Raw genomic sequence first — 1,774 nt, 5'->3', positions numbered from 1 at the left:
CAGCCGTACCCAGTGCGGCTGGCGCAGCCAGTCGGCCTCCGGAAGCCGCCGCGGTCCTGCCACGTCCACCGGGCCGGTGCCCTCCGCCGACTCCGCCGCGCGTACGAAGTCGTAGTCCGCCAGGTCGAAGGCGGGCGCCGGGAAGTCCCAGGGTGCCTGCGCGGGTCCCGTCGGCCAGTCGATCCTCCGGCCGGCCGGCCACGCGGCGGCGAGGTCCTCCGCCGATCGGTCCGTCGCCGGGATCGTTGCCGGGAGAGGTATGGCGACTGCCGTCGTCGCCGTGTCGTACGACGTCCAGTCGCTCCGTAGCCACTCGACGGCGGCGCCCGCGTCCGGGCAGACCGCGGCGATCCTGTGGCGCCGCGCCGGACGGCCCGCCTGGAGATGGCGCAGCACCTTCCCGTACTCCTCGGGACGGGCCGTCAGATAGTCGGCGATCCGCGTGGCATCCGCCCGCAGCCCGGCCTCGCTGCTGTTCGAGAGCACCAGGCAGGGCACCGTGGCGGCCGACGGCCCGGTGGACTCGCCCGGCTCCATGCCCGGTCCGTCCGCCTCAAGAACCACATGCGCGTTGGTGCCGCCGATACCGAAGCTGCTCACCGCGGCCACCCGGTCCCGGTCGGCGGGCCAGGGCCGCGCCCGCGTCGGGATGTAGAACGGCACCGGATCCGGTCCGATCTGCGGATTGAAGGCATGGAAATCGGCATGTGGCGGGATGAAACCGTGGTGGACGGAGAGGACGGCACGTACCAGTCCGACCACGCCCGCCGCCGCGCCGAGATGACCGATCTGGCTCTTGACCGAGGCCAGGGCGGTACGGCCGGACTCCGCCACGCCGAACGCCTGGCGCAGCGCGCCGACCTCCACCGGATCGCCGAGCCGGGTGCCGGTGCCGTGCGCCTCGACATAGCCGAGGTCGGCGCCGCTCCGGCCCGCGCGCCGCAGGGCGGAGCGGATCACCTCCCGCTGGCCCTGGAGCGAAGGAGCGCTGTAACTGAGCTTGTCGGAGCCGTCGTTGTTCACGGCCGAGCCGGTGATCACCGAGTAGACGGTGTCGCCGTCGCGCCGGGCCCGCGCCAGAGGCTTGAGTACCACCACACCGACACCGCTGGCCCCGATCGTGCCGCTCGCGTCGTCGCTGAACGCCCGGCAGTGACCGTCCACGGAGAAGATGTGCTGAGGGCGGTAGCGGTATCCGTCGGTCAGCTCCATATCGACCAGTACACCGCCCGCCAGCATCACGTCGGCGTCGCCCTGGCGCAGCAGCGCGGCGGCGAGATGGACGGCGACCAGGGAACTGGCGCAGGCCGCCTGTGCGGTGAAGGCCGGGCCGGTCAGCCCGAGATGGTAGGCCGCCTTGGTCGCGAGGAAGTCCTTCTCGTGGTGGAGGGCCAGCCGGAAGCCGTCGGGCAGCCGCGCCGGATCCGCCTCGCGCAGCATGGCCTGGAAGTAGGTGCTCTCACCGGCTCCGGCGATGAGCCCGACGCGCGGTCGGGACGGATCGCCGATCCCGGCGTGCGCGAGCGCGTCGGAGCAGCTCATCAGCAGATGCCGCTGCTGCGGATCCATCAGCCGGGCCTCCTGGCGGCCGATGCCGAAGTGGTCCGGATCGAAGGCCAGCAGCCCGTCCATCTGGCTGCGCGCTCCGACGATGCCGTCAGGAGCGTCGAAGTGCTCGATACCGCGCTCGCCTGCCTTCACCATCTCCCAGAACGCGGACAGATCGGCGGCGCCGGGCAGCCGTACCGCCATGCCGATGACGGCGATCGGCTCC

The 1,774-nt window shown here is 72.4% G+C and carries 1 protein-coding gene; it reads right to left on the bottom strand.

Translation table 11 applies throughout. From position 1 onward, the window contains the following. The coding region (locus tag GA0115259_RS35340) for a polyketide synthase (RefSeq protein WP_161230558.1) at positions 1–1,774 on the bottom strand (1,774 nt) is incomplete at both ends.

It is taken from the genome of Streptomyces sp. MnatMP-M17 (assembly GCF_900091995.1).
Lineage (GTDB): Bacteria > Actinomycetota > Actinomycetes > Streptomycetales > Streptomycetaceae > Streptomyces.
The sequence above is the reverse complement of the archived record's forward strand: the minus strand, read 5'-3'. Positions and strand labels throughout refer to the sequence as shown.